The sequence below is a fragment of the Dactylosporangium sp. NPDC051484 genome, from assembly GCF_040689395.1.
In the GTDB taxonomy this organism is placed as follows: Bacteria; Actinomycetota; Actinomycetes; order Mycobacteriales; family Micromonosporaceae; genus Dactylosporangium.
The window spans coordinates 95,944-120,645 of the sequence record NZ_JBFAZX010000002.1 but is presented as its reverse complement, the minus strand read 5'-3'; the positions used below and the strand labels follow the sequence as shown (position 1 = coordinate 120,645).

Genomic DNA, 24,702 nt, shown 5'->3' with positions numbered 1-24,702 from the left:
GAACCCTGTGAGGTCCCCAGTGTCAGATCCAAGTCTGCTGAAGTTTGATCTCGTCCTTGCCGGTGGCACCGTTCTGGATCCCGCCTCCGGTACCAACACGCGTTGCGACGTCGCGATCAGCGGCACCCGGATCGCCGCGATCGGCCCGGACCTGGCGGCGCGGGGCGTACAGATTCTGGACTGCACAGGTTCGACCGTGGTGCCCGGTCTGGTCGAGGGGCACAGCCACATCTTCCAGCACGTGTCGAAGGTGGGCGCGCCGGCTGAGGAGGCCCACCTGCGTCGCGGCGTCGTCGCGGTGGCTGACGCGGGTACGGCGGGGGCCTCGACGTTCCCCGCGTTCCGCAAGCTGGTCGTCGAGGCCAACGACCTGCGCGTCGTGAACTTCCTCAACGTGTCGGTGCTCGGCCTCATCGACTTCCGCTTCGGCGAGCTGATGAACCCGGACACGCTCGTGGTCGAGGACGCTCTGGCGACCGCGGAGGAGAACCCGGATGTGGTGCGCGGCTTCAAGATCCGCCTCTCCGAGGATGTCGTCGGGCACCACTGGGAGGCGTTGCTCAAGAAGTCGATCGTCCTCGCCGAGCAGGCAAGGCTGCCGCTGATGGTGCACATCGGTGAGACCGAGGCGCCGCTGCCCGTGGTCCTGGACTTCCTGCGCCCCGGTGACGTCGTCGCGCACTGCTACACCGGCAAGCCGCACGGCATCCTCGACGGCGACGCCGTGCTGCCCCAGGTGCTCGCGGCGCGCGAGCGTGGCGTGCTGTTCGACTCGGCGCACGGCAAGAGCAACCTCAGCTTCGAGGTGGCCAGGCGCGCGATCAGCGCCGGCTTCCTGCCCGACATCCTCAGCTCGGACACCAGCGCCCGAAACTGGCGCGGCCCGGTCTTCGACCTGCTCACCAGCATCTCCAAGCTGGTGGCGCTCGGCGCGCCGTTCGAGGAGTGCATTCGTCGCGCGACGGTCACGCCCGCGGCCCTGCTCGGCCTGGACGCCGAGGGCTACGGCCGGCTCGAAGTCGGTGGCCGGGCGGACGTCACGGTGCTGACCGAGACGAGTGAGGTCGAGCTGCCAGACGCGGCCGGCAACTCCATCGTCGCGCCGCGCTTCGAGCCGGCCATCGTCATCCGCAACGGCGCCCGGGTGCAGACCGTCCCGTGGCGGGGCGGCGCTTCGGCATGACTTCGGTCCACGGACTCCGGCGTACCTTGAGGGCCGAACTGGCGGCCGGTCACCGCCTGGTCGGCACCTTCGTGAAGCTGGCCAACGCCGACGTCGTCGAAATGGCGGCGTACGCGGGATTCGACTTCGTCGTCGTCGACCTCGAACACTCGACGCTCGGCGAGGCCGACGCCATCGGCCTGGTTCGGCACGCCGAGGTCTGTGGCATACCGGCGCTGGTCCGCGTCCCGGCCGTCGAGCCGGCGCTGATCGCGCGGCTGCTGGAGAACGGGGCGGCCGGCATCCAGCTGTCGATGCTGCGCACCGCCGAGCAGGCGCGTCGCCTGGTGGCCGCGACGCGCTTCGCCCCGTCCGGTGAGCGATCGGTCAGCCTCGCCAACAGGGTGGCCGGTTTCGGCGCTACCTCACTGCGGGATTTCCTGCAGTCGGAGGCCGAGGCTCCGCCGATGCTGGTCGGTCAGATCGAGACCGCGATCGCCGAGCCATGGCCTGACGTGCTCCACGGCCTGGACGTGGCGTTCGTCGGCACCACCGACCTGTCGGTGAGCCTGGGCCTGCCCTCCAGCGACGAGCTGTCAGCACAGGTGGAGCGGGTGGCGTCGGCCGCGCGGGCGGCAGGGGCGGCCTTCGGCGGCTGGTCTGCGAGCGTGGACGCCGCCTCCGCGCAGGGACTGGCGGGGGCCGGGTACTTGATCGTCGGGTCGGACCTGCAGATCCTCGCGGCGGGCCTGCGGGCCGCGAGGTCCCCGGGGCACGGCAACTGACGGCGGCCAGGGCTTGCCTGGCCGCCGTTCGCCGCCGCATGCCACCACGGCGACCTCCACTCGGGCGTCACGCACGGTGATGCGACGCACGCGACACGCCGACACACGATCTGGTGTTCCTATTCTCAGCGAATCCCATATATGGTGTTGCCCGCAGCTGGTTCGCCCGTCCCGCCAGGACGGGCATCGCAAGAGGGAACCCGGTGTGAGTCCGGGACTGCCCCGCAGCGGTAAGTGGGAACGAAAGCCGTCATCGAGCACTGGGCCGCACGGTCTGGGAAGCGACGGCCGGTAGGCGACCGAGTCCGGTCATGCCCGCGAGTCCGAAGACCTGCCAGCGCACTGCGGGCCACATCGGCCCGCAGTGGTCGGAGACCGCGCGGGACGGTCGACGCCGACGCCAGATGACGGCGCATGCCGTGGTCCGGTGACGTCGTCCCCTGCGCGCCCGTCCGGAGTCGGCATACGGGTGACGAGGGGGACACACATGACGGTCACGCAGGACAAGGCCGCGCCCGGTCAGGGGGCGCCGGAGCAGCGGCGGCATGCTATGCAGGTCCGCAAGCGCAACGGCGACCTGGAGCCGGTCGACGTCAACAAGATCGTCAAGGCGGTCGAGCGGTGGGTCGGCGAGCTGGATGAGATCGACCCGCTGCGGGTGGCCACGAAGACGATCAGTGGCCTGTACGACGGCGCCACCACCGCCGAGCTGGACAAGCTGTCGATCCAGACCGCCGCCGAGCTCATCGGCGAGGAGCCGCAGTATTCCCGTCTCGCCGCCCGTCTCCTGGCCGCGTTCGTCGACAAGGAGGTCCGCGGGCAGGGCATCGCCAGCTTCAGCCAGTCGATCCGGTATGGCCACCAGCAGGGGCTGATCGGCGACGAGACGGCCGCGTTCGTGGCCCGCAACGCCCGCAAGTTCGACGACGCCGTCGACCTCGACGGGGACCTGCGTTTCGAGTACTTCGGCCTGCGCACGGTCGCCGACCGATACCTGCTGCGCCACCCCGAGACCCGGCTGGTCGTCGAGACGCCGCAGTACTGGCTGCTGCGCGTGGCGTGCGGGCTGTCGCAGACGCCGGCGGAGGCGATCGGCTTCTACCGGCTGATGTCCAGCCTGGCATACCTGCCGAGCTCGCCGACGCTGTTCAACTCGGGCACCCGGCACACCCAGATGTCCTCGTGCTTCCTGGTGGACTCGCCGCTCGACGAGCTGGACTCCATCTATGAGCGGTATCACCAGGTGGCGAAGCTGTCGAAGTTCTCCGGCGGCATCGGCATCTCGTGGTCGCGCGTGCGGGGGCGGGGCGCGCTCATCCGCGGTACCAATGGGAAATCCAACGGCATCGTGCCCTTCCTCAAGACCCTCGACGCCGGCGTCGCCGCGGTGAACCAGGGCGGGCGGCGCAAGGGCGCGGCGTGCGTCTACCTGGAGCCGTGGCACCCCGACATCGAGGAGTTCCTCGAGCTGCGTGACAACACCGGCGAGGAGTCCCGCCGCACCCACAACCTCAACCTGGCCAACTGGATCCCGGACGAGTTCATGCGCCGCGTCGAGGCCGACGCCGAGTGGTCGCTCATCGACCCGTCCGACGCCCCCGAGCTGCCCGACCTGTTCGGGGCCGAGTTCGACGAGGCGTACCGGGCGGCGGAGAAGCAGGCCGTGCGGACCGTCAAGGCCCGCGAGCTCTACGGCAAGATGATGCGCACCCTCGCGCAGACCGGCAACGGCTGGATGACGTTCAAGGACGCCTCCAACCGCCTGTCGAACCAGACCGGCAAGCCGGGCAACACCATCCACCTGTCGAACCTGTGCACCGAGATCGTCGAGGTCAACAGCGACGACGAGACCGCGGTGTGCAACCTCGGCTCGATCAACCTCGGCGCCCACGTCACCGCCGACGGCGTCGACTGGGAGCGGCTGCGCGAGACCGTCCGCACCGCCGTGGTCTTCCTCGACCGGGTCATCGACATCAACTACTACCCGTCGGCGCAGGCGGCCGCGTCCAACCCGCGCTGGCGGCCGGTCGGCCTCGGGCTGATGGGCCTGCAGGACGCGTTCTTCACGCTGCGGCTGCCGTTCGACTCGCCAGAGGCGCGGGAGCTGTCCACCCGGGTCCAGGAGGACATCCTGCTCACCGCGCTGGAGACCTCCGCCGGCCTCGCCGAACGGTTCGGGCCGCACCCGGCGTTCGCCGAGACCCGCGCCGCGGACGGCGTGCTGCACCCCGACCTCTGGGACGCCGAACCCGCCAACGCCGAGCGGTGGGCGGCGCTGCGGACCCGCGTCGCCGGGCACGGGCTGCGCAACTCGCTGCTCGTCGCGATCGCCCCGACCGCGACGATCGCGTCGATCGCCGGCTGCTACGAGTGCATCGAGCCGCAGGTGTCCAACCTGTTCAAGCGCGAGACCATGTCCGGGGAGTTCCTGCAGATCAACACGTATCTGGTGCGCGAGCTCAAGGCCCGGGGGCTGTGGACCTCGGCGATCCGCGAGCAGATCAAGCGCGCGGAGGGCTCCGTGCAGAACATCGCCGAACTGCCGGCGGAGATCCGGGAGCTGTTCCGCACGGCATGGGAGCTGCCGCAGCGGGCGCTGATCGACCTCGCCGCCGCCCGGGCGCCCTACATCGACCAGTCGCAGTCGCTCAACCTGTTCATGAGCGCCCCGACGATCGGCAAGCTGTCCTCGATGTACCTGCACGCCTGGAAGTCGGGGCTGAAGACCACCTACTACCTGCGCTCGCGCCCGGCCACCAGGATCGCGCAGGCGACCGTGTCCGTCACGCCGGCCGTCTCGCTGATCGCCCCGACCGAAGCCGTTGCCTGCTCCCTGGAAAACCCCGAATCGTGCGAGGCATGCCAGTGACCACCATCCCCGAATCCCGCACCGCCGCCGAGGCCGGGCACCTGCTGCTCGACCCCGGCATGGACCTGACGCTGCGGCCGATGCGGTATCCGCAGTTCTTCGACCGGTTCAAGGACGCGATCAAGAACACCTGGACCGTGGAGGAGGTCGACCTGCACACCGACCTCGCCGACCTGCCGAAGCTGTCCCCGGCCGAGCGGCACCTGGTCTCGCGGCTGGTCGCGTTCTTCGCCACCGGCGACACCATCGTGGCCAACAACCTGGTGCTGAACCTCTACCAGCACGTCAACTCCCCGGAGGGCCGGCTCTACCTATCCCGGCAGCTGTTCGAGGAAGCCGTCCACGTCCAGTTCTACCTGAACCTGCTGGACACCTACGTGCCCGACGAGGCCGAGCGGTTCGCCGCGTTCGCGGCCGTGGAGAACATCCCGTCGATCGCCCGCAAGGCCGAGTTCTGCTTCAAGTGGATCAACTCGATCTTCGGCCTGCGGGAGCTCAAGACCCGCGACGACCGGCGCGCGTTCCTGCTCAACCTGATCTGTTTCGCCGCGTGCATCGAGGGCCTGTTCTTCTACGGCGCCTTCGCCTACGTCTACTACCTGCGCTCCCGCGGGCTGCTGCACGGCCTCGCCTCCGGCACCAACTGGGTGTTCCGCGACGAGTCGATGCACATGGCGTTCGCGTTCGACGTCGTGGACACGGTCCGGGCCGAGGAGCCGGATCTGTTCGACGACGAGATGGAACGTCAGGTGCGGCAGATGCTGGCCGAGGCGGTCGACTGCGAGGTGCAGTTCGCCGCCGACCTGCTCGAACAGGGCATCTCCGGGCTGTCCCTGGCCGACATGCGGGAGTACCTGCAGCACGTCGCCGACCGGCGCCTGGCGCTGCTGGGCATCGCCCCGCTGTACGGCAGCCGCAACCCGTTCGCGTTCATGGAGCTGCAGGACGTCCAGGAGCTGTCGAACTTCTTCGAGCGCCGGGTCTCGGCCTACCAGGTCGGCGTCACCGGCACGGTCAGCTTCGACGACGACTTCTGACCAGGTCGCACGCGGCCGGACCTTGCCGCGATCGGCGCGTGTGGGTCCACCTCAACTGTGGCCCGAAGACCCGCGACTACCCTGAGGTCGAGGCGTCGCTGCGGCACCTCGTCGCGGCCGCCGAGGTCCGCGGTAGCTGACAACCCTCGGGCCGGGCGGGCCCCTTTCCACGTATGGAGTGATTGTGAACGCCGAATCGACTGCTTTCCGCGCCGCGCTGGAGGCCGTCCGCGCAGTTGAGCCGCGGATCGCCGATGCGATCGCGAAGGAGCTGACCGACCAGCGCGAGTCGCTCAAGCTGATCGCGAGCGAGAACTACGCCTCGCCCGCGGTGCTGCTCGCCATGGGTAACTGGCTGTCGGACAAGTACGCCGAGGGCACGATCGGCCGCCGCTTCTACGCCGGCTGCCAGAACGTCGACACCGTCGAGGCCATCGCCGTCGAGCACGCCAAGGCCCTCTTCGGCGCCCCGTACGCCTACGTGCAGCCGCACTCGGGCATCGACGCGAACCTCGTCGCGTACTGGGCGATCCTGGCCGACCGGGTCGAGGTGCCGTATCTGGCGAAGTTCGGCAGGCGGCAGGTCAACGACCTCACCGACGCCGAGTGGGCCGAGCTTCGGGCCGCGTTCGGCAACCAGCGGATGCTGGGCATGTCCCTGGACGCCGGTGGCCACCTCACCCACGGCTTCCGGCCGAACATCTCCGGCAAGATGTTCGACCAGCGCAGCTACGGCGTCGACCCGGCCACCGGCCTGATCGACTACGCCGCTCTGCGTGAGACGGCGCGCGAGTTCAAGCCCCTGGTGATCGTCGGTGGCTACTCGGCGTACCCGCGGAAGGTCAACTTCGCCACGTTGCGCGAGATCGCCGACGAGGTCGGCGCGACCTTCATGGTCGACATGGCCCACTTCGCCGGGCTTGTCGCCGGCAAGGTCTTCACCGGCGACTTCAATCCGGTCCCGCACGCTCACATCGTCACCACGACGACGCACAAGAGCCTCCGCGGCCCGCGCGGCGGTGCCGTGCTGGCCCAGCCGGAGCTCGCCGACCAGGTCGACCGCGGCTGCCCGATGGTGCTCGGCGGTCCGCTGTCGCACGTCATGGCCGCGAAGGCGATCGCGTTCGCCGAGGCCCGCCGGCCGGAGTTCGCCACGTACGCGCAGCAGATCGTGACCAACGCTCAGGCGCTCGCCGAGGGCCTGCTCTCCCGCGGTGTGCGGCTGGTCTCCGGCGGCACCGACAACCACCTCGTCCTCATCGACGTGCACCCGTTCGGGCTCACCGGCCGCCAGGCGGAGCAGGCGCTGCTGGACAGTGGCGTGGTCACGAACCGTAACTCGGTGCCGAACGACCCCAACGGCGCCTGGTACACCTCCGGCATCCGCATCGGCACACCGGCCCTGACCAGCCGAGGTCTCGGCACCGCGGAGATGGACCAGATCGCCGAACTCATCCACACCGTCCTGGCCGGCACCTCGCCGGACGAGGGCTCCAAGGCCAAGTACCGGATCGACCCGGCCCTCGCCGACCGGGTGAGCAAGCAGGCCACGGAGCTGCTCGCGCCGTTCCCGCTCTACCCGAGCGTCGACCTGGGCTAGGTGTCCGGGCAGGCGTGGTGCTCCCACGCCTGCCCAGCCGTCCCGATCGCTGGCGGTGGCACCGTGTCGGCGGCCAGCACCGCTCAGCCGTCGGCGGGAACACGGCCGATCGCGGTGAAGAACGTGAACGAGGCCAGGAAGGGACCGCCGGTCAGCCGGGCGAGCCAGGCTCGTCCGGCTCGTTCGTCGAGGGCGCCGGCCTGCCAGGCGCGCTGGGCGACCGACGGCATCCGCAGGATGGCGTCCGCGGTCCGGTAGTCGCGGAACAGGATGACGGCGGCGTCGACGGACTCGATCTCGAACCCGGCGCCGCCGAGGAGCCGGGCAAGCTGCCGGCCGATGGCCGCGTTGCGCACGACGCTGGTGGTGATGTAGCGGGTGTAGGCCCGGCTGATCGCGACGTCGGCGTCGTCGATGACGAGGGTGTCCCAGTCCGGTTCGGCCAGCGCGACCCGGCCGCCGGGGCGGACGACCCGCCGCAGCTCGGCCAGTGCCCGCGCCGGGTCGGCCAGATGTTGCAGCACGCGGTCGGCGCGGGCGCGGTCGATGCTGGCGTCGTCGAGGGGCAACGCATGGGCGTCGCCCGCCCGGACCTCCACGCGGGGATGTGCCGCGATTCGTTGCCGGGCCTGCTCGAGCATCGCGGGGTCGTGGTCGACACCGATGACGGTGCCGGCGTCGCCGACGGCGCTGGCCAGCGCCGGGAGGTCGGTTCCCGGTCCGCATCCGACGTCGAGGACCGCGTTGCCCGGCCGCACGTCCAGCGCCGCAAGGAGATCGTGCTTGTACCGACGTCCGATGTCACTGGCGGCGGCGTGCTCGAGGTAGGCGATCTCATCCGCGGCGCGCAGCGCGCTGCTCGGCAGGGTCATGGGGTGCAGGCAACCACAGCCGCGGCCAGATGTGGTGACGGTTTTGTGGCGGTTCGGTGAAGACGCGGACTGCACGGATCACGGTGCCGGACCGTCACGGCTCGCCACCAAGATGATGGCCATCGCACGCTGGTGCGTGGGCATTCGTCTGCGTGGCAGGTGCGTTTGGCGCGGGCGGCGGGACAATCGCTCGGACCGGGTGAGTCTTCCGGGAACCTGTGGATATTGGTTTGTACGGTACGGCATGGGACACCGAAGATTCACGATCCATGGAGGTCATGGTGACCACCACGGCTATCGATCTGGACACGTTGTCCATCAACACGATCCGCGGCCTGTGCATGGACGCGATCCAGCGGGCGGAGTCCGGCCATCCGGGTACCCCGATGGGGATCGCGCCGGTCGCGTACTCCCTTTGGCAGCGGTTCCTGCGCTTCGATCCGGCCGATCCGATCTGGCCGAACCGGGACCGGTTCGTGCTGTCCGAGGGGCACGCCTCGGCGTTGCTGTGGTCGCTACTGCTCCTGAGCAGGGTGCGGGCGGTCGATCCGGACTACGAGGTTCTCGGCCGTGCCTCGGTGACGCTCGCGGACCTGAAGACGTTCCGGCAGCTCGATTCGCGTTGTCCGGGCCATCCCGAGTACCGGTGGACGAGCGGGGTCGAGGCCACCACCGGGCCGCTCGGCCAGGGGGACGCGACGTCGGTGGGGATGGCGATCGCCGGTCAGTGGCTGGCGGCCAGGTACAACCGGGACGGTTTCGACCTGTTCGACTTCGACGTGTATTCGATCACCGGGGACGGCGACCTGATGGAGGGGGTCGCGTCGGAGGCGGCCTCGCTGGCCGGTCACCAGCGGCTGGCGAACCTGTGCTGGATCTACGACTCGAACCGCGTGACGATCGAGGGGCACACGGACATCACGTTCACCGAGGATGTGGCGGAGCGGTTCCTGGCGTATGGCTGGAATGTCACGACCGTCGCGGACGCCAACGACCTCGACGCGGTGGAGCGGGCGCTGCACAGCTTCAAGGCCGAACACGAGCGGCCGACGCTGATCGTGGTGCACAGCCATATCGGATACGGCTCGCCGGTGGAGGACACCGCGCAGGCACACGGTGAGCCGCTCGGCCCGGAGGCTGTCCGTGCGACGAAACGGTTTCTCGGCATGCCCGAGGACGCCGACTTCTACATCCCGAACGATGTGTACGACTGGTTCGCCCGAGGTATCGGTGCGCGCGGCAGAGCGGCACACGACGCGTGGCGGTCGAGCTTCACGGCGTACCGCAGCAAGCATCCGCAGTTGGCTGACGAGATCGAGCGGATGCAGCGGCGGGAGCTGCCGGACGGGTGGCAGGATGCGCTGCCCACCTTCCCGGCCGATGCGAAGGGGCTGGCCACCCGCGAATCCTCGGGTCAGGTGCTCAACGCGCTCGCGCGGGCGGTGCCGTGGCTGCTGGGCGGGTCGGCCGACCTCGCCCCGTCCACGAAGACGCGGCTCGTGTTCCCCGGCGCGGGCGACTTCCAGGCCGGTGACCGGTCGGGACGTAACTTCCACCTCGGTATCCGTGAGCACGCGGCGGCGGCGATCGCCAACGGGATGGCGCTGTCCAAGCTGCGCTCGTACTGGTCGGGGTTCCTGATCTTCTCCGACTACGCCCGCGCGGCGATCCGGCTGTCGGCGCTGATGGAGATCCCGACGTTGCACATCTTCAGCCACGACTCGATCGGGGTCGGTGAGGATGGGCCGACGCATCAGCCGGTCGAGCATCTCGCGTCGCTGCGGGCGATGCCGGGGCTGCTGGTGTTCCGCCCGGCCGACGCGAACGAGGTGGTCGAGACGTGGCGGGTCGTGGCCGGGCTGCGGCGCGAGCCCGCGGCGCTCGTGCTGTCCCGGCAGCCGCTGCCCACCCTGGACCGTAGCGGGCTGGCCGCCGCGGACGGGGTGGCGTCGGGCGGGTATGTGCTGGCGGACCCGCCGTCGGGCGAGCCGGACGTGATCCTGCTGGCCAGCGGCTCGGAGGTGGCGCTCGCGCTCGCGGCGCGGGAGGAGCTCGCCGGCGGCGGGATCGCGGCGCGGGTGGTGAGCATGCCGTGCTGGGAGCTGTTCGACAGGCAACCACGCCGGTACCGCGATCAGGTGCTGCCCCCTGCGGTGCGGGCCCGGGTCGCGATCGAGCAGGCGTCCACGCTGGGCTGGGAACGGTACGTGGGCGACTCCGGCGCCATCATCGGCATGCACACCTTCGGCGCCTCCGCACCACTCAAACAGCTGCTGACCAAGTTCGGCTTCACGCCCGAACGGGTAACGCAGGCGGCCCGCGAACAGGTGGCCGCGAACACCTGACCGTCGCACGGCCGCACCCGCAGCGGGCAAGGAGGGGACGACGTGAAGGCAACCCAGACCCTGCACGAGCACGGGCAGAGCCTCTGGCTCGACAACATCACCCGGGCCCTGCTCGACTCCGGCCAGATCCAGCACTACATCGACAAGTACTCGATCACCGGGCTCACGTCGAATCCGTCGATCTTCGACAAGGCGATCGAGTCCGGCTACTACGACGACGCGATCCGGGAGAAGTCCGCGATCGGGTTGTCCGACGAGGAGCTGTTCTACGAGCTGGCGATCGAGGACCTGCGGCGGGCGGCGGACGAGTTCCTGCCGGTGCACGAGCGCACCGACGGCGTGGACGGGTGGGTCTCGCTGGAGGTGTCGCCGCTGCTCGCCTACGACACGGCGGGAACGATCGAGGCCGCCAAGACGCTGCACGCGAAGGCCGCCCGGCCCAACCTGCTGATCAAGATCCCCGGGACGGCCGAGGGCCTGCCGGCGATCACCGAGTGCATCGCATCGGGCGTACCGGTGAACGTCACCCTGCTGTTCTCGCCCGAGCAGTACGAGGCCGCCGCGGATGCCTACCTGACCGGCGCCGAGCGCCGGCTTGAGCGCCAGCTCGATCCCGCCGTGGAGTCGGTCGCCTCCGTCTTCATGTCCCGCTGGGATGTCGCGGTCGCCACGCAAGTGCCGGAAGAGTTGAAGGATGAGCTCGGGCTCGCCGTCGGGCTCGCGACCTACCGGGCGTACCGGCAGCTCATGGACTCCGACCGGGTGCAGCGCGTGCAGAACTCCGGCGGGCGCGTCCAGCGGCTGCTGTGGGCCAGTACCAGGACCAAGGACCCGGCGGCCTCCGACACGCTCTACGTCCACGGGCTCGCCGCGCCGTTCACGATCAACACCATGCCCGACGCGACACTGCAGGCGTTCTACGACCACGGCGAGATAGGGGAGCCGATGCCCGCCGACGGCGGCGACTTCGCCGTGATGCTGGACCGGTTCCGTGACGCCGGCATCGACGTGTCCGGCCTCGCCGCGAAACTGCGCTCCGACGGGGCGAAGAAGTTCGTCGCGTCCTGGAACGACCTGATGGCAAGGATCTCCGCACAACGCGCCGCGGTCGCCTGATGCGTGGAAACCCGCCAGCGCCGCTTGAGGGGGAATCGTGATGACGACGCAGAGGCCTATGCAGATCGGTATGGTCGGGCTGGGCAGGATGGGCGGGAACCTGGTCCGCCGGCTCATAGGGGACGGCCACCGGTGCGTCGGATACGCCCGCACCGAGAGAACCGTGCGGCAGCTCGCCGATGAGGGCATGACGGGCGCGACGTCGCTCGCCGATCTGGTGGCCAAACTCGACCGGCCGCGGGCGGTCTGGCTGATGGTGCCGGCCGCGGCCGTCCAGTCCACGCTTGACGAGCTCGTCGCGCTGCTCGATCCGGACGACGTGGTGATCGACGGTGGGAACTCGTACTATCGCGACGACATCGCCCGTGCCGGGCAGCTCGCCGCGCATCGAATCCACTATCTGGACTGCGGTACGTCGGGCGGGGTGTGGGGTCTGGAACGCGGCTACTGCCTGATGATCGGCGGCGAGGAGGCACCGGTCAGGCGGCTCGACCCGATCTTCAAGACCATCGCCCCGGGCCGCGGCAGCGCCCAGCTCACGCCGAGCCGGACCCGGGACGGGACCGCCCCCGAGGGGTACCTGCATTGCGGGCCCAACGGCGCCGGCCACTTCGTGAAGATGGTCCACAACGGCGTCGAGTACGGGATGATGGCCGCCATCGGCGAGGGGCTTTCGATCATCCGGCACGCCAACGCGGGCAAGAACACCCGTATCGTCGACGCCGAGACCGCACCGCTGCGCGACCCGGAGGCATACCAGTACGACATCGACGTCGCCGAGGTCGCTGAAGTCTGGCGGCGCGGTTCCGTCGTCGGATCGTGGCTGGTCGACCTCACCGCCGACGCGCTGGCCCGCTCACCCCGGCTGGATGACTTCACCGGGCGTGTCTCGGACTCCGGCGAGGGCCGTTGGACCGTGCAGGCGGCGATCGACGAGAGCGTGCCCGCCCCGGTGATCAGCACGGCCCTCATGGACCGGTTCGAGTCGCGAGGGCTGGGCGAGTTCACCGACAAGGTGCTCTCCGCGATGCGCAGCGAGTTCGGCGGCCACGCGGAGAAGCGGGGCTGATCCGGCTCAGCCGCGGGGCAGCACGAATCGCTGGACCGCGTTGGCGAAGCCCTCGTCGTCGTTGCCGGTGGTGACCCGGCGCGCGCATCGCTGGACGTCCGTGCTGGCGTTGCCCATCACGATGCTCAGCCCCGAATGGGCGAACATGAGCACGTCGTTGGGCATGTCCCCGATCGTGGCGATCTGCTCGGCCCGAAGGTGGTACCTGGATGCCAGGTACCGCACGACCGTGCCCTTGTTGGCTTGGGGGTGGGTGATGTCCAGGTAGTAGGGCTGGGAGCGGGCGGCCGAGACGTGCTCCGCGAACCGCTGGTGCGCGGCGGAGGCGGCCGCCGCGACCGTATCGTGGTCGTCGCTCACGCCGACGATCTTGGCGATGTCCTCGGTGAGATCGTCATAGCCCGTCACCAGGGTCGGTGCGAACCGCACGGTCCACGCTTCGCGGTCCACGTGCGGCCCCCTGGAGTCGCGGACGAACCAGTCGGCGCCACGGTACAGCCAGACGTCGAGCCCGAACGACTCCAGCAGCGCGATCGCCGGGGCGACCACCTGGGGCGGGATGACGTGCTGCTCGATCACGGACATGTCGGGGTTCACGAAGAGGCCACCGTTGAACGCGGCGATCGGGGTGCTGAGCCGCAGCGGCTCGATCAGCATGGACATGCCGCGCGGCGGCCGGCCACTGGTGATCGCGAACAGCGTGCCGGCGGAGTGCAACGCTTGTACGGCCTCGATGGCCCGGTCGGTGAGCACCTTGTCGCCGGTCACCAGGGTTCCGTCGACGTCGGCGAGCATGAGGCGAATGGGCGGTGTCATATGGCGTGAGGAAGCCGGCGTCGGGCGCTACACCATCCACGCCATGTTGGAGGCCTGGGTCGGGTAGACGAACAGTGCCTGCCGCAGCGCGTCGGCGCGGATGTCCGCCCGGATGGCCAGGGCGAAGAGGTTCGAGAACTCGTCAGCCTCCGGGCCCAGCAGGTGCGCCCCGAGAATCCGGCCGCTGTCCTTCTCGATCAGGACCTTGTACATCGACGCCGGCTCGGCGACCCGCCGCGCCGAGTACCAGCTCGACGTGTCCGCCTGTTTCACGGTGAAGTTCAGGCGCTTGGCCCGGGCTTCCTGCTCAGTCATCCCCACCGCGCCCAGTGCGGGGATCGAATAGACGACGCTCGCCCGGCCGCGGTAGTCCGTCGTGTGCTGGTTGCCGTTCATGAGGTTCTCGGCAACGAGGCCGCCCTCGTACTGAGCGAAGGGCGTCTCGGGAAGACCGCCGCTGTTGGCCGCGTCGCCCGCCGCGTACACCGCCGGGTTCGAGACGCTGCGCAGGTGCTCGTCGACCCGCACGCCGTGGCGGTCGAACTCGATGCCGGCGGTGGACAGGTCGAGATCGTCGATCTCGGGTGCGCGACCGGCCGCGTGGACGACCATGTCCGCCTCGAACACCGCAGGTCCCGAATCGGTCGTGGCCGTGACCCTGAAGTTGCCCGGTGCCCCCTCGACGCCCGTGACCTGAGTGCCGGTCCGCACGTCGATGCCAACGTCGTGGGTGCGCTCCAAGAGCCGTCCTACGAGATCCTGGTCGAAGTGTTTGAGGGGCCGGTCGCCCCGGTGCAGGATGGTGACCGCCGCCCCGGCTCTGGCCGCGATGTGGCCGAACTCGAAGGCGATGTAGCCGCCGCCGACGAACACGATCCGCCGGGGCAACTCCCGCAGGTCCAGAAACTGGTCACTGCGGGTGAGGTGGTCCTCGCCCGGGATGTTCAGCTTTCTCGGCCAGGCGCCGGACGCTACGACGACGTGAGCGCCGTCGAGCACGTCCTCGCCGACCTCGATCGAACGCTCGTCACGGAAGTGGGCACGCCCGTGGAACGTTTCCACCCCTTCCTTGACGAAGCCGTCCTCCCGCTGCCGGGGAAACGGGTCCGTGAACGTGGCCTTGAACCGGATCAGCTCAGGCCAGTCGATCCGCAGGTCCCCGGCAACGCCCCGGCCCTCCATCCGGCGTCTGCGATCGATGATCTCGGCCGCCCCCACCAGCACCTTCTTCGGGTCACAGCCACGCAACCCGCAGGTGCCGCCATAGGGCCGGGAATCGACGATCGCCACATTGCGGCCGGCCGCCTGGCATCGCGTAGCCACCGTTGAACCGGCTTCGCCCGTTCCGATCACGACGACGTCAAATGACTTCTTCATGATCCATCCCTCGTTTTGACGGCAACCAAGGTCTGACGCTGCTATGTCTTGCCAACGCCTACCCAGGTCCACGAGCTCGACACGTCCGTCGGCCGAAGCCGTGCAACCACATCCCGTCGTCGCGGATGATGGAAGAAGACGTCCACTGGCTCATACGAGTGCGGTCAACCGGGGGGAGTACTGCCATGACCAAGGACATCACATACCGCAGGGTCTACGAGGAATCCTCGCCCGAGGACGGCAAGCGGGTGCTCGTCGATCGCGTCTGGCCGCGGGGGATGCGCAAGGCCGACGCGCATCTCGACGAGTGGCTGCGTGCCGTCGCCCCTTCCATCGAACTGCGCCGCTGGTACGGCCACAAACCGAGCCGCTTCGCCGAGTTCCGCAGCCGCTACTTCACCGAACTGCGCGAGCCCGCGCGGCGGCAGGCCGTGGACCACCTGCGAGACATCGCCGACCACGACAAGGTGACGCTGCTGACCGCCACCCACGATGTCGACCACAGCCAGGCCGCCGTGCTCACCGAGTGGCTGACCAGCGTCGGGGGATCCAGCGCGTGACCGCTCGCCACGTGGCTGGCGACCGGGCCCGGCGCGGGCCGCGGGGCCGCTCAGGCCTCCTCCAGCGCCTCACCTATCTCCCGAAGGCTACGGCTGCGGACACTGGCCAGCAGATGCCCCCCGACGACCACCGCGGCGACCGGCCACTCCAACAGGCCCACCGCCGCCAGCGTCCCGACCGTGGCGTAGAACGCCAGGTCCGGGGTGGGCGGCAGCTTCACCTGCCCGACGAACGGCACCGTGAGCCGCACGCGCCCGAGGTCGGGGACGAACCGGCCGGCCACCGGGCACCCGCCGTCGCGGATACGGTCCGTGCCGCCGGCCGGGCCGGACGACCCACGGCCGCGCGGACGGTTCGCCCGTTGCCGCTCGGACACCTGCGCTACGGCCCGATCGGTGCTTGCCCGCGGTGAACGAGATGTCGTCGTCTGCACGGTCACCCCTCCGCCGTACCGGCCGAGCGCGTCTGACCGGCACGCACGGCATCCCTGCGGTGGTCAGGGTCGCCTACCCCGGAGCCGGGGCGCGGAAACCCCGGGGTGCGCCTCTGCGTCGCGGACCTCACGTCCGGAGCCGAGGATTGTCTACTATTCCTATAAGCTGAATTCCGAAACGAGCGATTCACGCGCATCGAAAGGGAGCAGCACATGACCGGACTGATCGTCGTCGGCGCGGGCCCGCTGATCGGCACGTCCACCGCCCGCCGGTTCGCTGCCGACGGCCTGCCCGTCGCGCTCGTAGCCCGCTCGGAGGCGACCGTCCGCGCCGGGGTCGAGGCGGTGCGCGGCGCGGCGTCGGCGGCGGTGCACGGCTTCGCCGCGGACGTGACCGACGAGTCCGCGATCCGCGCGGCACTGGACAAGGCCGTCACCGCCATCGGCGTGCCAGAGGTGGTGCTGTACAACGCCGCCCACATCCGCCACGACGCGCTCGGCGAGCTCTCCGCCGCGCAGCTGCTGGACACCCTCGCCGTCAACGTCGTCGGCGGCGTCACCGTCGCCGGTCACCTGGCGCCCGCTATGGTGGCGAACGGCGGCGGGTCGCTGCTGTTCACCGGTGGCATGCCGGAGGTGAAGCCGGGCGTGGCGTCGCTGTCGCTCGGCAAGGCCGGGCTGCGGACCGTCGCCGAGCTGCTGCACGAGCAGTACGGGTCGCAGGGCCTGCACATCGCGACCGTCACCGTCTGCGACGTCGTCGCCCCGGGCACGGCGTACGACCCAGATCTCATCGCCGAGGAGTTCGCGGCGCTGCACCGTGAGCCCCGCGACTCGTGGCGGCGCGAGGTGGTGTTCCGGCGCGGCTGAGGAAGGAATCAGATGACCGCGATACGGGGGAGTGTCGCGCCGGGCTTCGAGCCGGTGCGGGAGGAGTTCGCCGCGTTCCTGGCCGCCGAGCCGGAGGATCCCGGCGCCCAGTTGGCCGTCTATCGTGACGGCGAGCTCGTGGTCGACCTCTGGGGCGGCGACGAGGCCGCTGGGGACGCGCTGACCGGCGTCTTCTCGGTCACCAAGGGCGCCGCGCACCTCGTCGCCGCGGCGCTGGCCCAGGACGGCGTGTTCGACCTCGACGCCCAGGCCCGCAGCGTGCCGTTCCCGATCACGGTGCGCGAGCTGCTCGGCCACCGCGCCGGCCTGATCGGGGTCGACGGCGGGTTCACCATCGCGGAGGCGGCCGACGACCGGATCATCGCCGCGCGGCTCGCCCGGCAGAAGCCGTTCTGGGAGCCCGGCACCGCCTACGGCTACCACGGCCTGGTCATGGGGGCGCTGCTGGACGCCGAGCTGCGGGCCGTCACCGGGCGTTCGGTGCAGCAGTGGTATGCCGAACGCCTCCGCGAACCCTACGGGCTGCAGCTGTGGATGGGCCTGCCCGAGGATCTGGAGCCGCGGTTCCGCCCGCTGCTGCCGGCGCTGCGCCCAGCCCCGCCGGCCGAGCCGGGCTCGCTGCGGGCCATCGCCTTCAATCTGGAGTACTTCGACCTCGTCGACTTCGGCAACACCCGGCTCGTGCGCGCGCTCGGCCCGTCCTCGTCCGGGGGCGTCGGCAACGCCCGCGGTGCGGCCCGTATGTACGCGGCCGCCATCGGCCCGCTCGACGGGCGGCCCGCGCTGCTGCGACCGGACACCATCACCGAGTTCGCCACCCCGCATTCGCTCGGCACCGACCTCGTCACCGGGCAGGAGGACCACTTCGTGCTCGGCTTCGAGAACCTCCCGGCCGAGCACTCGTATCTCGGGCGGCGCACCATCGGCCACACCGGCGCGACCGGCTCGGTCGGCTGGGCCGACGCCGACGCGGGAGTCGCCTACGGATACGTGCGGCGCCGGTTCGGTTACCCGGGCCCGGAGAACCAGCGCCTGGGCGCGGCCGTCATCGCCGCCGCCCGGCGCTGACGCGGCCCGCTGACCGCGCTCGCCGCCTGGATCTCGGGCCGGCCCGCCGCGGCCACGCCGTCCGTCACCCCGCTCGGCGAACTGCCGGCGCTGCACGCCTGGCCGTGACCCGCCACCGTCGAAAGGTTCGCGGCCTTCGACGGGCTCGGGCAAGGACGGGACAACCTTGCGGCCGAGATCGGTGCACACTGGCACCCGGTCGCCCGGCGCCGGCAGCCGGGTGCTGACCGCGGCCACCCCGACGAACGAGGAAGAGGACACGATGAGCACTGTCACGACTCCTGCCGCTCCCAGAGCGCGGGCCGGCGGCCTGGTGCGGACCCTCGCCGCGATCTTCTGCGCGTTCACCGTGGCCGCGGTCGGCGCCGCCCTGGGCGCCTGGGTGGGCTGGCGCGGCGCACCGGCCCTCCCGTCCGACTCGGCGGCGCTCAGCCTGATCGGACCGGACACCGGGCTCACCGCGGTCGGGCGCAACGACGCCGTCTTCGCCTACGAGCACGAGTCGGGCCCGCTGACGTGGCTCATCGGCGATGACGACTACAACGCCGGCTCGATCCTCATGACCACCACCACGGCCACCGTCCAGGCTCTCACCACCGGCCTCGCCGCGCAGGGCTGGCACACCAGCGAGGACCCCGTCGTCCAGGGCTTCGCCGCGAGCAAGGGCGAGTGGTCCATCCGCGTCTACCCGGCCTTCGCCGACGGTTCGCCCACCGACCGCAGCGCCGCCGAGGCCGTCGCCGTCGAGTTCGGCCGGACCCAGCCCGGCCGTGTCTGGCCCCTCGTAGCCGTCGGCTATCTGCTCGGCCTCGCCGCCGGCTGGTTCGTCGGCTGGTTCGCCGGCCGCCGCGTCGTCGGCTGGGTGCTGCTCGGCGCCCTCGTCCTGCTGCTGCCCGGCACCGTCATCACGACCGGCGACATCATCGCCGCCGTTGCCCTGCCGGCCGACGCCACCCCGCCCGCGCTGTGGGGCGACTACCTCTTCATCGGCATCCGCGCGTTCACGACGGTCGGCCTGCTCGTCATGGCTGTCTCGCTGCTGCTGGGCCTCCGCGGCGCTCGTGCGGCCCGCAGCGCGTGACGTGCTTTGGGCCACGCCCCGCCGTGGCGGCGAGGAGGAAGGGGTAGGCTCTAGCGCAACTCCTCAGACAAGCAGAGAAGTGAGGGATTGCGCATGGCACAGGTCAGGCGGATGCCGCTCGCGGATCAGGCCGCGGAACTGCTGCTGGAGCGCATCAGGTCGGGCGAGTGGCGGCTGGGCGGGAAGCTGCCTGGCGAGACCACGCTGGCGCCGCAGCTCGGGGTCGGTCGCTCGACCGTCCGTGAAGCGATCCGTCAGCTCGTGGGACGCGGTGTGCTCGCCTCCCGCCAGGGCGCCGGCGTGTTCGTCACCTCGCTCGACCCTCCCGAAGACTGGGACGCGGTGCTGCGCCGCGCCGACATCCTGTCCGTCATCGAGGCCCGCATCGCGATCGAGACGGAGGCCGCCGCCCTCGCCGCGCATCGCCGCACACCCGCGGACCTGCGGGCCATCCGCCGGGCCCTCGCCGACCGCGAAGCGCGACGCTCGGACATCGAAGACCACGTCGACGCGGACATGAGCTTTCACCGCAGCGTCGTCGCGGCCGCCCACAACGCGATTCTCACGGAGCTGTTCGACGGCTTCACCCCGCGACTGCGGCAGGCGATGGTGGAGATGCTCCGCATCCACGCCGAGTTCGGCAGCGACGCCGACCACGACGCTCACGCCCGCCTGGCCGACGCCATCGCCGGCCGCGACGCGGTCGCCGCCGCCGACCGGAGCCGGGCACACCTGCTGTCCCTGACGGAGGGCCTCGCGTGACCAGCAGCGTTCTCGAACTGCGCGACGTGACGTTTCGCCGGGAGGGCACGCGCATCCTCCACGGCATCGACCTGACCGTGCGAGCCGGCGAGCATTGGGCGCTCCTCGGGCCCAACGGCGCCGGCAAGAGCACCGTCCTGGGCTTCTGCGGCGCACTGACGCACCCGACCTCCGGCACGGTCGACGTGCTGGGACGCAGGCTCGGGCGCGTCGAACTGCAAGCACTGCGGCGCGACATCGGCCACGTCAACCCGCGCCACCCGCTGCGCTCGCCCCTCACGGTCACGGAAGTCGTCCTCACCGGCATCACCGGCACCATTGAGACGCCCATGCGCTGGGTGCCGACGGCCGAGCAGGTGCGCAAAGCCAGGTCCCTGATCGCCGGCGTCGGGCTCTCCTCGCTCGGTGACGCGATCTGGCCCACCCTGTCACAGGGCGAACGCGGCCGCACGCTCATCGCCCGCGCGCTCGTCGCCGATCCCCGGCTGCTGCTGCTCGACGAGCCCACGACCGGGCTGGATGTCGCGGCCCGCGAACAGCTCCTGGAAACCGTCGACGCGCTTGCCCACACGGCACCCGACCTGGCCTCGATCCTCGTCACCCACCATCTCGAGGAACTCCCCGAGTCCACGACCCACGCCCTGGTCCTCTCCCACGGCGAGGTCGTCCGCGCGGGGCGGGTCGAGGACGTCGTGACGACCGAGACGATCACCCGCGCCTTCGAGTACCCGATCGCGGTCGCCCGGGAGAACGGCCGATGGAGTGCCCGCGCCGTCCGAGATCCGCACGCCGCGACGCCGGCGCCGTCACTCGTGGCGCGGTAGCGCTGTATTGCGGCCCCGGCGCCGGGGCACAGACGGCAGAACGGGAGCGGCTGCAGACCGAGTTGAACGCCGTTGCCGCGCGGAGCGAGGAACTGCAGACGCGGCTCGCCAGCGCCGAGGCCAAGCTGCTCGACCCGGCCGGCTACAAGCTGATCAAGCAGTGCGTCAACGACCAGGCCCTGGCGGAACGGGGGCTCCGCGAGATACTCGCTGACCGCGAGAAGTTCAACCTGTCGCACAGGACGATCAGCATGGTGGCCATCGACCCGGCGACCGGTGCGGTGTCGACGACCTGCACCGCCGCCGAGCCGTACCTGAAGTGACCACGCGCTTTGCCCGCCGCCGCACAACCGCGCGGTCATCGCTGCCCCGCGAGCCCCGGCGTTGTATGCGACGGGTGGCCGTCGGCGCCGGGTGACGTCGTGTCGAAGGCGCGGGCCGCGCCACGCACCGCGACGCCGACCAGCTGGCCGACGCTCAGTGCGCCGGCTTCGCTGTTGACGCGGGCGGTGACCTCGGTACCATCGGCCAGCCGCAACGCCACCAGAGCGTCGTGGCCGTGGAAGTCGTGGCGGACGACCGTCGCCACGACGCCGTATCCCTCGGTGCGCAGGTCGATCTGCTCGGGCCGGACGAGCACAGTCGTGTTGCGCTGGACCCGGTCCGTCGCGGGGTCGCGCAGCGGCAGCCGGCCGAGCGCGGTCTCGACCATCGCGCCGTGCGTGGTGCCGGGTAGCAGCACGGCCTCGCCGACGAAGCCGGCCACCCAGGGGCTGGCCGGCTCCTGGTACACGGTGGTGGGCGGTCCGGATTGTTCGATGCGGCCACCGTTCATGACCGCGACCTGGTCGGCGATCGACAGCGCTTCGGCCTGGTCGTGGGTGACCAGGACGGCGGTCGCCCCGTCGGCCCGCAGGGCCTGCCGGACGTCGCGGCGCAGTTCGGTGCGCAGCGCGGCGTCCAGCGCGCTGAACGGCTCGTCGAGCAGCACCAGCGGCGGGCGCGGGGCGAGGGCGCGGGCGACGGCGACCCGTTGTTGCTGGCCGCCGGAGAGCTGGTGCGGCATGCGGGCGCCGTACCCGTCCAGGCCCACGAGCGCGAGGACCTCCTCGACCCTGCCCGAGCCGCGCTCGGCACGGTTGAGGCCGTAGCCGACGTTGCCCGCGACGGACAGGTGCGGGAACAGCGCGCCCTCCTGCGGTACGACGGCGACCCGGCGCCGGTGCGCGGGGACCCCGGCGACGTGACGACCGGCGAGGGTGATCGCCCCGGCATCGACGCGTTCGAACCCGGCGACGCAGCGCAGCAGCGTGGTCTTGCCGCAGCCGGAGGGGCCGAGCACCGCCGTGAGGGTGCCCGTGGGCACGTCGAGGTCGACGCCGTCCAACGCCGGCACCCTGCCGTACACCTTGCGCAGACCGGTGACGCTCAGCATCACGTCGCCAGTCCGGTGCGGGTGGCGAGCAGCCAGGTGGGGACGGCCGCGACGGCGACGAGCAGCGCGGCATACGGTGCCGCGGCGGCGTACGCGGCGGCGGAGGTGTGCGTCCACAGTTCGGTGGCGAGGGTGTCCATGCCGGTCGGTCGCAGCAGCAGGGTGGCGGGCAGCTCCTTGACGCAGGTGAGGAACACCAGCGCGGCGCCGGCGCCGATCCCGGGCAGGGTCAGCGGCAGCGTGACGGTGCGCAGCACGGTGAACGGTCCGCGCCCGAGCGAGCGGGCGGCCTCCTCCAGCGAGGGCGGGCTCTGCACGGCGGCACCGGCCACCGCGCCGACCGCCAGCGGCAGGAACAGCGCCGCGTATGCGAGGGCGAGCAGCCACACGGTCTGGTAGAGCGAGTACGCCACGTTGATGCCGAAGAACACGAGTGAGAGCCCGATGACCACGCCGGGCAGGGCATGCGTGGCGTACGTCAGCCGGTCCAGCAGGGTCGCGATGGGCCCGGGCGCCCGGGCGGTGAGCAGCCCGACCGGCAGTGCGAGCAGCATCGTGAGCGCCGCGCCGGCGAGCGAGACGAGCAGCGAGTTGCCGGCCGCGACCGCGACCTCGCTCCACGGGCCGGGTCGCGATACGCCGGCGGCGAGCCAGCGTACGAGGCTGGCCGCGGGGACGCCGAGGGCCAGGGCGGCGACGCCGCAGAGGGCGAGCATCGCGGGCCAGCGCGCCGCGCGCAGGCGCAGCCGCGTCGCAGGGCGGCCCGCGCCGCTGGATCTCGTGTATCGGGCGCCCCGTGCCCTGGTCGCGAGCTCGCCCGCGATGAGCAGCGCGGTGAGCACCACCAGGACGTTGGACAGCACGAGCGCGCCGGTGCGGTCGAAGCCGAGGTTGAACGCGGTGAAGATGGCCCGGGTGAAGGTGTCGAGCCGCACGATCGACACCGCGCCGAAGTCGGAGAGCACGTAGAGCGCGACCAGCAGTCCACCGGCCGTGACGGCGGGGCGGACCTGGTGCAGCGTGACGGAGGTGAACGTGCGCCACGGGCCGCGCCCGAGCGACCGGGCCACCTCCTCCTGCGCCGGGTCCGCCCCGGCGAGCGCCGCCGTCACCGGCAGCAGGACGTAGGGGTACGAGCAGAGCGTGAGCACCAGCGCGGCGGGCCAGAATCCCTCGAACCCGTCCACAGTGGACACCCAGGCGAACCCGGCGACGTAGGTCGGCACGGCGAGCGGCAGCGCGGCGAGCACGCCGAACACCCCGCGGCCGGGCAGGTCGGTGCGCACGGTCAGGAACGCCACGCCGACGCCGACGACGACGCAGGCCGTGGTCACCACGGCGGCCAGCGCGAGGCTGCGCCAGGCGAGCACGGCGACCCGCGAGGTGAACACCTCATCGGCGATGCGCGACCAGCCCGCCTCGCCGGTGCGCACGGCGAGGTAGGCCAGCGGCAGCAGGGCCACGCCGACCGCCGCCGTCGACGCGGCGAGCAGCATGGGCCGTTGCGGGCTCAGGCGAGCCCCACTTCTTTGATCATCGCGATGGTCATGTCGAGGGTGTCGAGGTCGTTGAGGTCGATGCGCGGTGCCGGAAGCGAGCCCAGCGCGGGCAGACCGGCCGGCGCGGACACCCCGGCGACCAGCGGGTACTCGAACGTCTGCTCGGCGAAGTAGGTCTGCGCCTCGGTGCTGAGCAGATAGTCCACGAACGCCCTGGTGTCCGGGTCGGTGGCGGAGCGCTTCAGCACGCCGACGCCGGCCACGTTGACCAGTGCCCCGGCGTCGCCGTCCGGGAAGAAGTGCAGCCGGGCCTTGAGCTTGTCCGGCGTGGTGCCCTGCTCCTTGGCGACCTCGTACACGTAGTAGTGGTTGACCAGGCCGGCCGCGAGCTTGCCCGCGTTGACGTCGGCGACGATCTGCACGTTGCCGTCGCGGGTCGCCGGCTCGTTGGCCTTCAGCCGGGCGAGGAGCTCTTTGGCCTTCGCGTCGCCGTGCTGGACCCGCAGCGCGGTGACGAACGCCTGGAACGAACCGTTGGTGGGCGCCACCCCGATCTTGCCCTTCCAGGCCGGGTCGGCGAGCTCGAAGACCGACTTGGGCAGCTCGGCGGCCGGCACGAGGTCGGTGTTGTAGACGAGCACCCGCGAGCGCCCGGTGACCCCGACCCACTGCCCGTGGCGGGACCGGTACACCTCCGGCACCTTGCCCAGCGCCTCGGCGGGCAGCGCCGCGAGGTCTCCGCCCTTGGCCACCGCGCCGAGCGCGCCGGCGTCCTGGGAGAAGAACACGTCGGCGGGGCTGCGGTCGCCCTCCTCCGCCAGCTGGGCGGCCATCTGCGCCGAGGTGCCGTAGCGGACCTGCACGGTGATCCCGGACTGCCGCTGGAATTTCTCCAGCAGCGGCTTGACCAGCGTCTCGCTTCTGCCGCTGTACACGGTGATCTTCTTGTCGCCGGCGACGTTCGCGGCCTTCTCCGCGCCGCCGCACGCGGACAGCCCGCCCACAACGACGACGGCAAGACACCCAGACACGACACGGCGCAAATTCATAGGAAAGGCTTACCTTAGCGGACACTATTACGCAAGACTGTATAGTCAGGA

At 70.9% G+C, this 24,702-nt stretch carries 22 protein-coding genes and 1 riboswitch; of the genes, 15 read left to right on the top strand and 7 right to left on the bottom strand.

The genetic code is table 11. The features are described from left to right. Positions 1–19: 19 nt before the first annotated feature. From AB0367_RS04500 to AB0367_RS04480, 5 genes are all read left to right on the top strand, one after another. Positions 20–1,183, top strand: a complete 1,164-nt coding sequence (locus AB0367_RS04500) for an amidohydrolase/deacetylase family metallohydrolase (RefSeq protein WP_366224758.1) — start codon at positions 20–22, stop codon at positions 1,181–1,183. Positions 1,184–1,209: 26 nt separating this feature from the next. Then, positions 1,210–1,947, top strand: coding sequence for an aldolase/citrate lyase family protein (locus AB0367_RS04495; protein ID WP_366224757.1), 738 nt, complete (start codon positions 1,210–1,212; stop codon positions 1,945–1,947). A gap of 141 nt (positions 1,948–2,088) precedes the next feature. Beyond that, a riboswitch (cobalamin riboswitch) is annotated at positions 2,089–2,301 on the top strand. A 133-nt stretch (positions 2,302–2,434) separates the two neighbouring features. Continuing rightward, entirely contained in the window at positions 2,435–4,816 is a 2,382-nt protein-coding gene (locus AB0367_RS04490) for a ribonucleoside-diphosphate reductase subunit alpha (protein WP_366224756.1), read from the top strand. Continuing rightward, positions 4,813–5,853, top strand: coding sequence for a ribonucleotide-diphosphate reductase subunit beta (locus AB0367_RS04485; protein WP_366225117.1), 1,041 nt, complete (start codon positions 4,813–4,815; stop codon positions 5,851–5,853). The genes AB0367_RS04490 and AB0367_RS04485 overlap by 4 nt, the downstream gene beginning before the upstream one ends. 178 nt (positions 5,854–6,031) lie before the next feature. Continuing rightward, positions 6,032–7,453, top strand: coding sequence for a glycine hydroxymethyltransferase (locus tag AB0367_RS04480; RefSeq protein ID WP_366224755.1), 1,422 nt, complete (start codon positions 6,032–6,034; stop codon positions 7,451–7,453). 83 nt (positions 7,454–7,536) lie between these two features. On the opposite strand, the gene AB0367_RS04475 is transcribed toward AB0367_RS04480, so the two are convergent. After that, positions 7,537–8,325: a methyltransferase domain-containing protein gene (locus AB0367_RS04475; RefSeq protein ID WP_366224754.1), complete on the bottom strand. Its 789-nt coding sequence runs from the start codon at positions 8,323–8,325 to the stop codon at positions 7,537–7,539. 281 nt (positions 8,326–8,606) lie between these two features. Here AB0367_RS04475 and tkt point away from each other — a divergent pair, with 281 nt between their 5' ends. From tkt to gnd, 3 genes are read left to right on the top strand one after another with little or no spacing between them, the layout of a single operon-like run. Continuing rightward, complete coding sequence (tkt, locus tag AB0367_RS04470) at positions 8,607–10,670, top strand: transketolase (RefSeq protein ID WP_366224753.1); 2,064 nt, start codon at positions 8,607–8,609, stop codon at positions 10,668–10,670. A gap of 42 nt (positions 10,671–10,712) precedes the next feature. Continuing rightward, the gene (gene tal / locus AB0367_RS04465; protein ID WP_366224752.1) at positions 10,713–11,786 is read left to right on the top strand and encodes a transaldolase; all 1,074 of its coding nucleotides are present in this window, start codon (positions 10,713–10,715) and stop codon (positions 11,784–11,786) included. 58 nt (positions 11,787–11,844) lie between these two features. After that, a complete protein-coding gene (gene gnd / locus AB0367_RS04460; RefSeq protein ID WP_366224751.1) occupies positions 11,845–12,855 on the top strand; it encodes a phosphogluconate dehydrogenase (NAD(+)-dependent, decarboxylating) in 1,011 nt (336 codons plus the stop codon). Positions 12,856–12,861: 6 nt separating this feature from the next. Here the strand turns inward: gnd and AB0367_RS04455 are convergent, their stop codons facing one another. Further along, positions 12,862–13,671: a Cof-type HAD-IIB family hydrolase gene (locus AB0367_RS04455; RefSeq protein WP_366224750.1), complete on the bottom strand. Its 810-nt coding sequence runs from the start codon at positions 13,669–13,671 to the stop codon at positions 12,862–12,864. A 27-nt stretch (positions 13,672–13,698) separates the two neighbouring features. Beyond that, positions 13,699–15,048 (bottom strand): NAD(P)/FAD-dependent oxidoreductase, encoded by a 1,350-nt coding sequence (locus AB0367_RS04450; protein WP_366224749.1) that lies wholly within the window; start codon positions 15,046–15,048, stop codon positions 13,699–13,701. 185 nt (positions 15,049–15,233) lie between these two features. On the opposite strand from AB0367_RS04450, the gene AB0367_RS04445 reads away from it, so the two are divergent. Next, on the top strand, positions 15,234–15,608 hold the full coding sequence (locus AB0367_RS04445) for a DUF488 family protein (protein WP_366224748.1): 375 nt from the start codon (positions 15,234–15,236) through the stop codon (positions 15,606–15,608). A gap of 50 nt (positions 15,609–15,658) precedes the next feature. On the opposite strand, the gene AB0367_RS04440 is transcribed toward AB0367_RS04445, so the two are convergent. After that, positions 15,659–15,985, bottom strand: a complete 327-nt coding sequence (locus tag AB0367_RS04440) for a hypothetical protein (protein WP_366224747.1) — start codon at positions 15,983–15,985, stop codon at positions 15,659–15,661. Positions 15,986–16,255: 270 nt separating this feature from the next. On the opposite strand from AB0367_RS04440, the gene AB0367_RS04435 reads away from it, so the two are divergent. The 6 genes from AB0367_RS04435 to AB0367_RS04410 all read left to right on the top strand — a co-directional run bounded on the left by AB0367_RS04435 (position 16,256) and on the right by AB0367_RS04410 (position 20,991). Continuing rightward, entirely contained in the window at positions 16,256–16,912 is a 657-nt protein-coding gene (locus tag AB0367_RS04435) for an SDR family NAD(P)-dependent oxidoreductase (protein WP_366224746.1), read from the top strand. Between the two features lie 12 nt (positions 16,913–16,924). Further along, on the top strand, positions 16,925–18,001 hold the full coding sequence (locus AB0367_RS04430; protein ID WP_366224745.1) for a serine hydrolase domain-containing protein: 1,077 nt from the start codon (positions 16,925–16,927) through the stop codon (positions 17,999–18,001). Between the two features lie 181 nt (positions 18,002–18,182). Beyond that, the gene (locus AB0367_RS04425; RefSeq protein ID WP_366224744.1) at positions 18,183–19,082 is read left to right on the top strand and encodes a hypothetical protein; all 900 of its coding nucleotides are present in this window, start codon (positions 18,183–18,185) and stop codon (positions 19,080–19,082) included. Positions 19,083–19,175: 93 nt separating this feature from the next. Next, on the top strand, positions 19,176–19,844 hold the full coding sequence (locus AB0367_RS04420; protein WP_366224743.1) for a FadR/GntR family transcriptional regulator: 669 nt from the start codon (positions 19,176–19,178) through the stop codon (positions 19,842–19,844). After that, entirely contained in the window at positions 19,841–20,668 is an 828-nt protein-coding gene (locus AB0367_RS04415; RefSeq protein WP_366224742.1) for an ATP-binding cassette domain-containing protein, read from the top strand. The genes AB0367_RS04420 and AB0367_RS04415 overlap by 4 nt, the downstream gene beginning before the upstream one ends. Positions 20,669–20,730: 62 nt before the next feature. Continuing rightward, complete coding sequence (locus AB0367_RS04410) at positions 20,731–20,991, top strand: hypothetical protein (RefSeq protein ID WP_366224741.1); 261 nt, start codon at positions 20,731–20,733, stop codon at positions 20,989–20,991. A gap of 35 nt (positions 20,992–21,026) precedes the next feature. On the opposite strand, the gene AB0367_RS04405 is transcribed toward AB0367_RS04410, so the two are convergent. Genes AB0367_RS04405 through AB0367_RS04395 form a run of 3 tightly spaced genes read right to left on the bottom strand, consistent with a single transcriptional unit; the run spans position 21,027 to position 24,651 of the window. Continuing rightward, complete coding sequence (locus AB0367_RS04405) at positions 21,027–22,103, bottom strand: ABC transporter ATP-binding protein (RefSeq protein WP_366225116.1); 1,077 nt, start codon at positions 22,101–22,103, stop codon at positions 21,027–21,029. After that, complete coding sequence (locus AB0367_RS04400; RefSeq protein WP_366224740.1) at positions 22,103–23,599, bottom strand: iron ABC transporter permease; 1,497 nt, start codon at positions 23,597–23,599, stop codon at positions 22,103–22,105. The genes AB0367_RS04405 and AB0367_RS04400 overlap by 1 nt, the downstream gene beginning before the upstream one ends. 14 nt (positions 23,600–23,613) lie before the next feature. Further along, positions 23,614–24,651 (bottom strand): iron ABC transporter substrate-binding protein, encoded by a 1,038-nt coding sequence (locus tag AB0367_RS04395; protein WP_366224739.1) that lies wholly within the window; start codon positions 24,649–24,651, stop codon positions 23,614–23,616. Positions 24,652–24,702: the final 51 nt, after the last annotated feature.

Coding starts and splice junctions, on each gene's coding strand:
- AB0367_RS04490 (WP_366224756.1), top strand. CDS start 2,435: ATGACGGTCACGCAGGACAAGGCCGCGCCCGGTCAGGGGGCGCCGGAG.
- AB0367_RS04475 (WP_366224754.1), bottom strand. CDS start 8,325: ATGACCCTGCCGAGCAGCGCGCTGCGCGCCGCGGATGAGATCGCCTAC.
- gnd (WP_366224751.1), top strand. CDS start 11,845: ATGCAGATCGGTATGGTCGGGCTGGGCAGGATGGGCGGGAACCTGGTC.
- AB0367_RS04455 (WP_366224750.1), bottom strand. CDS start 13,671: ATGACACCGCCCATTCGCCTCATGCTCGCCGACGTCGACGGAACCCTG.
- AB0367_RS04450 (WP_366224749.1), bottom strand. CDS start 15,048: ATGAAGAAGTCATTTGACGTCGTCGTGATCGGAACGGGCGAAGCCGGT.
- AB0367_RS04445 (WP_366224748.1), top strand. CDS start 15,234: ATGACCAAGGACATCACATACCGCAGGGTCTACGAGGAATCCTCGCCC.
- AB0367_RS04435 (WP_366224746.1), top strand. CDS start 16,256: ATGACCGGACTGATCGTCGTCGGCGCGGGCCCGCTGATCGGCACGTCC.
- AB0367_RS04430 (WP_366224745.1), top strand. CDS start 16,925: ATGACCGCGATACGGGGGAGTGTCGCGCCGGGCTTCGAGCCGGTGCGG.
- AB0367_RS04420 (WP_366224743.1), top strand. CDS start 19,176: ATGGCACAGGTCAGGCGGATGCCGCTCGCGGATCAGGCCGCGGAACTG.
- AB0367_RS04405 (WP_366225116.1), bottom strand. CDS start 22,103: ATGCTGAGCGTCACCGGTCTGCGCAAGGTGTACGGCAGGGTGCCGGCG.
- AB0367_RS04400 (WP_366224740.1), bottom strand. CDS start 23,599: ATGCTGCTCGCCGCGTCGACGGCGGCGGTCGGCGTGGCCCTGCTGCCG.
- AB0367_RS04395 (WP_366224739.1), bottom strand. CDS start 24,651: ATGAATTTGCGCCGTGTCGTGTCTGGGTGTCTTGCCGTCGTCGTTGTG.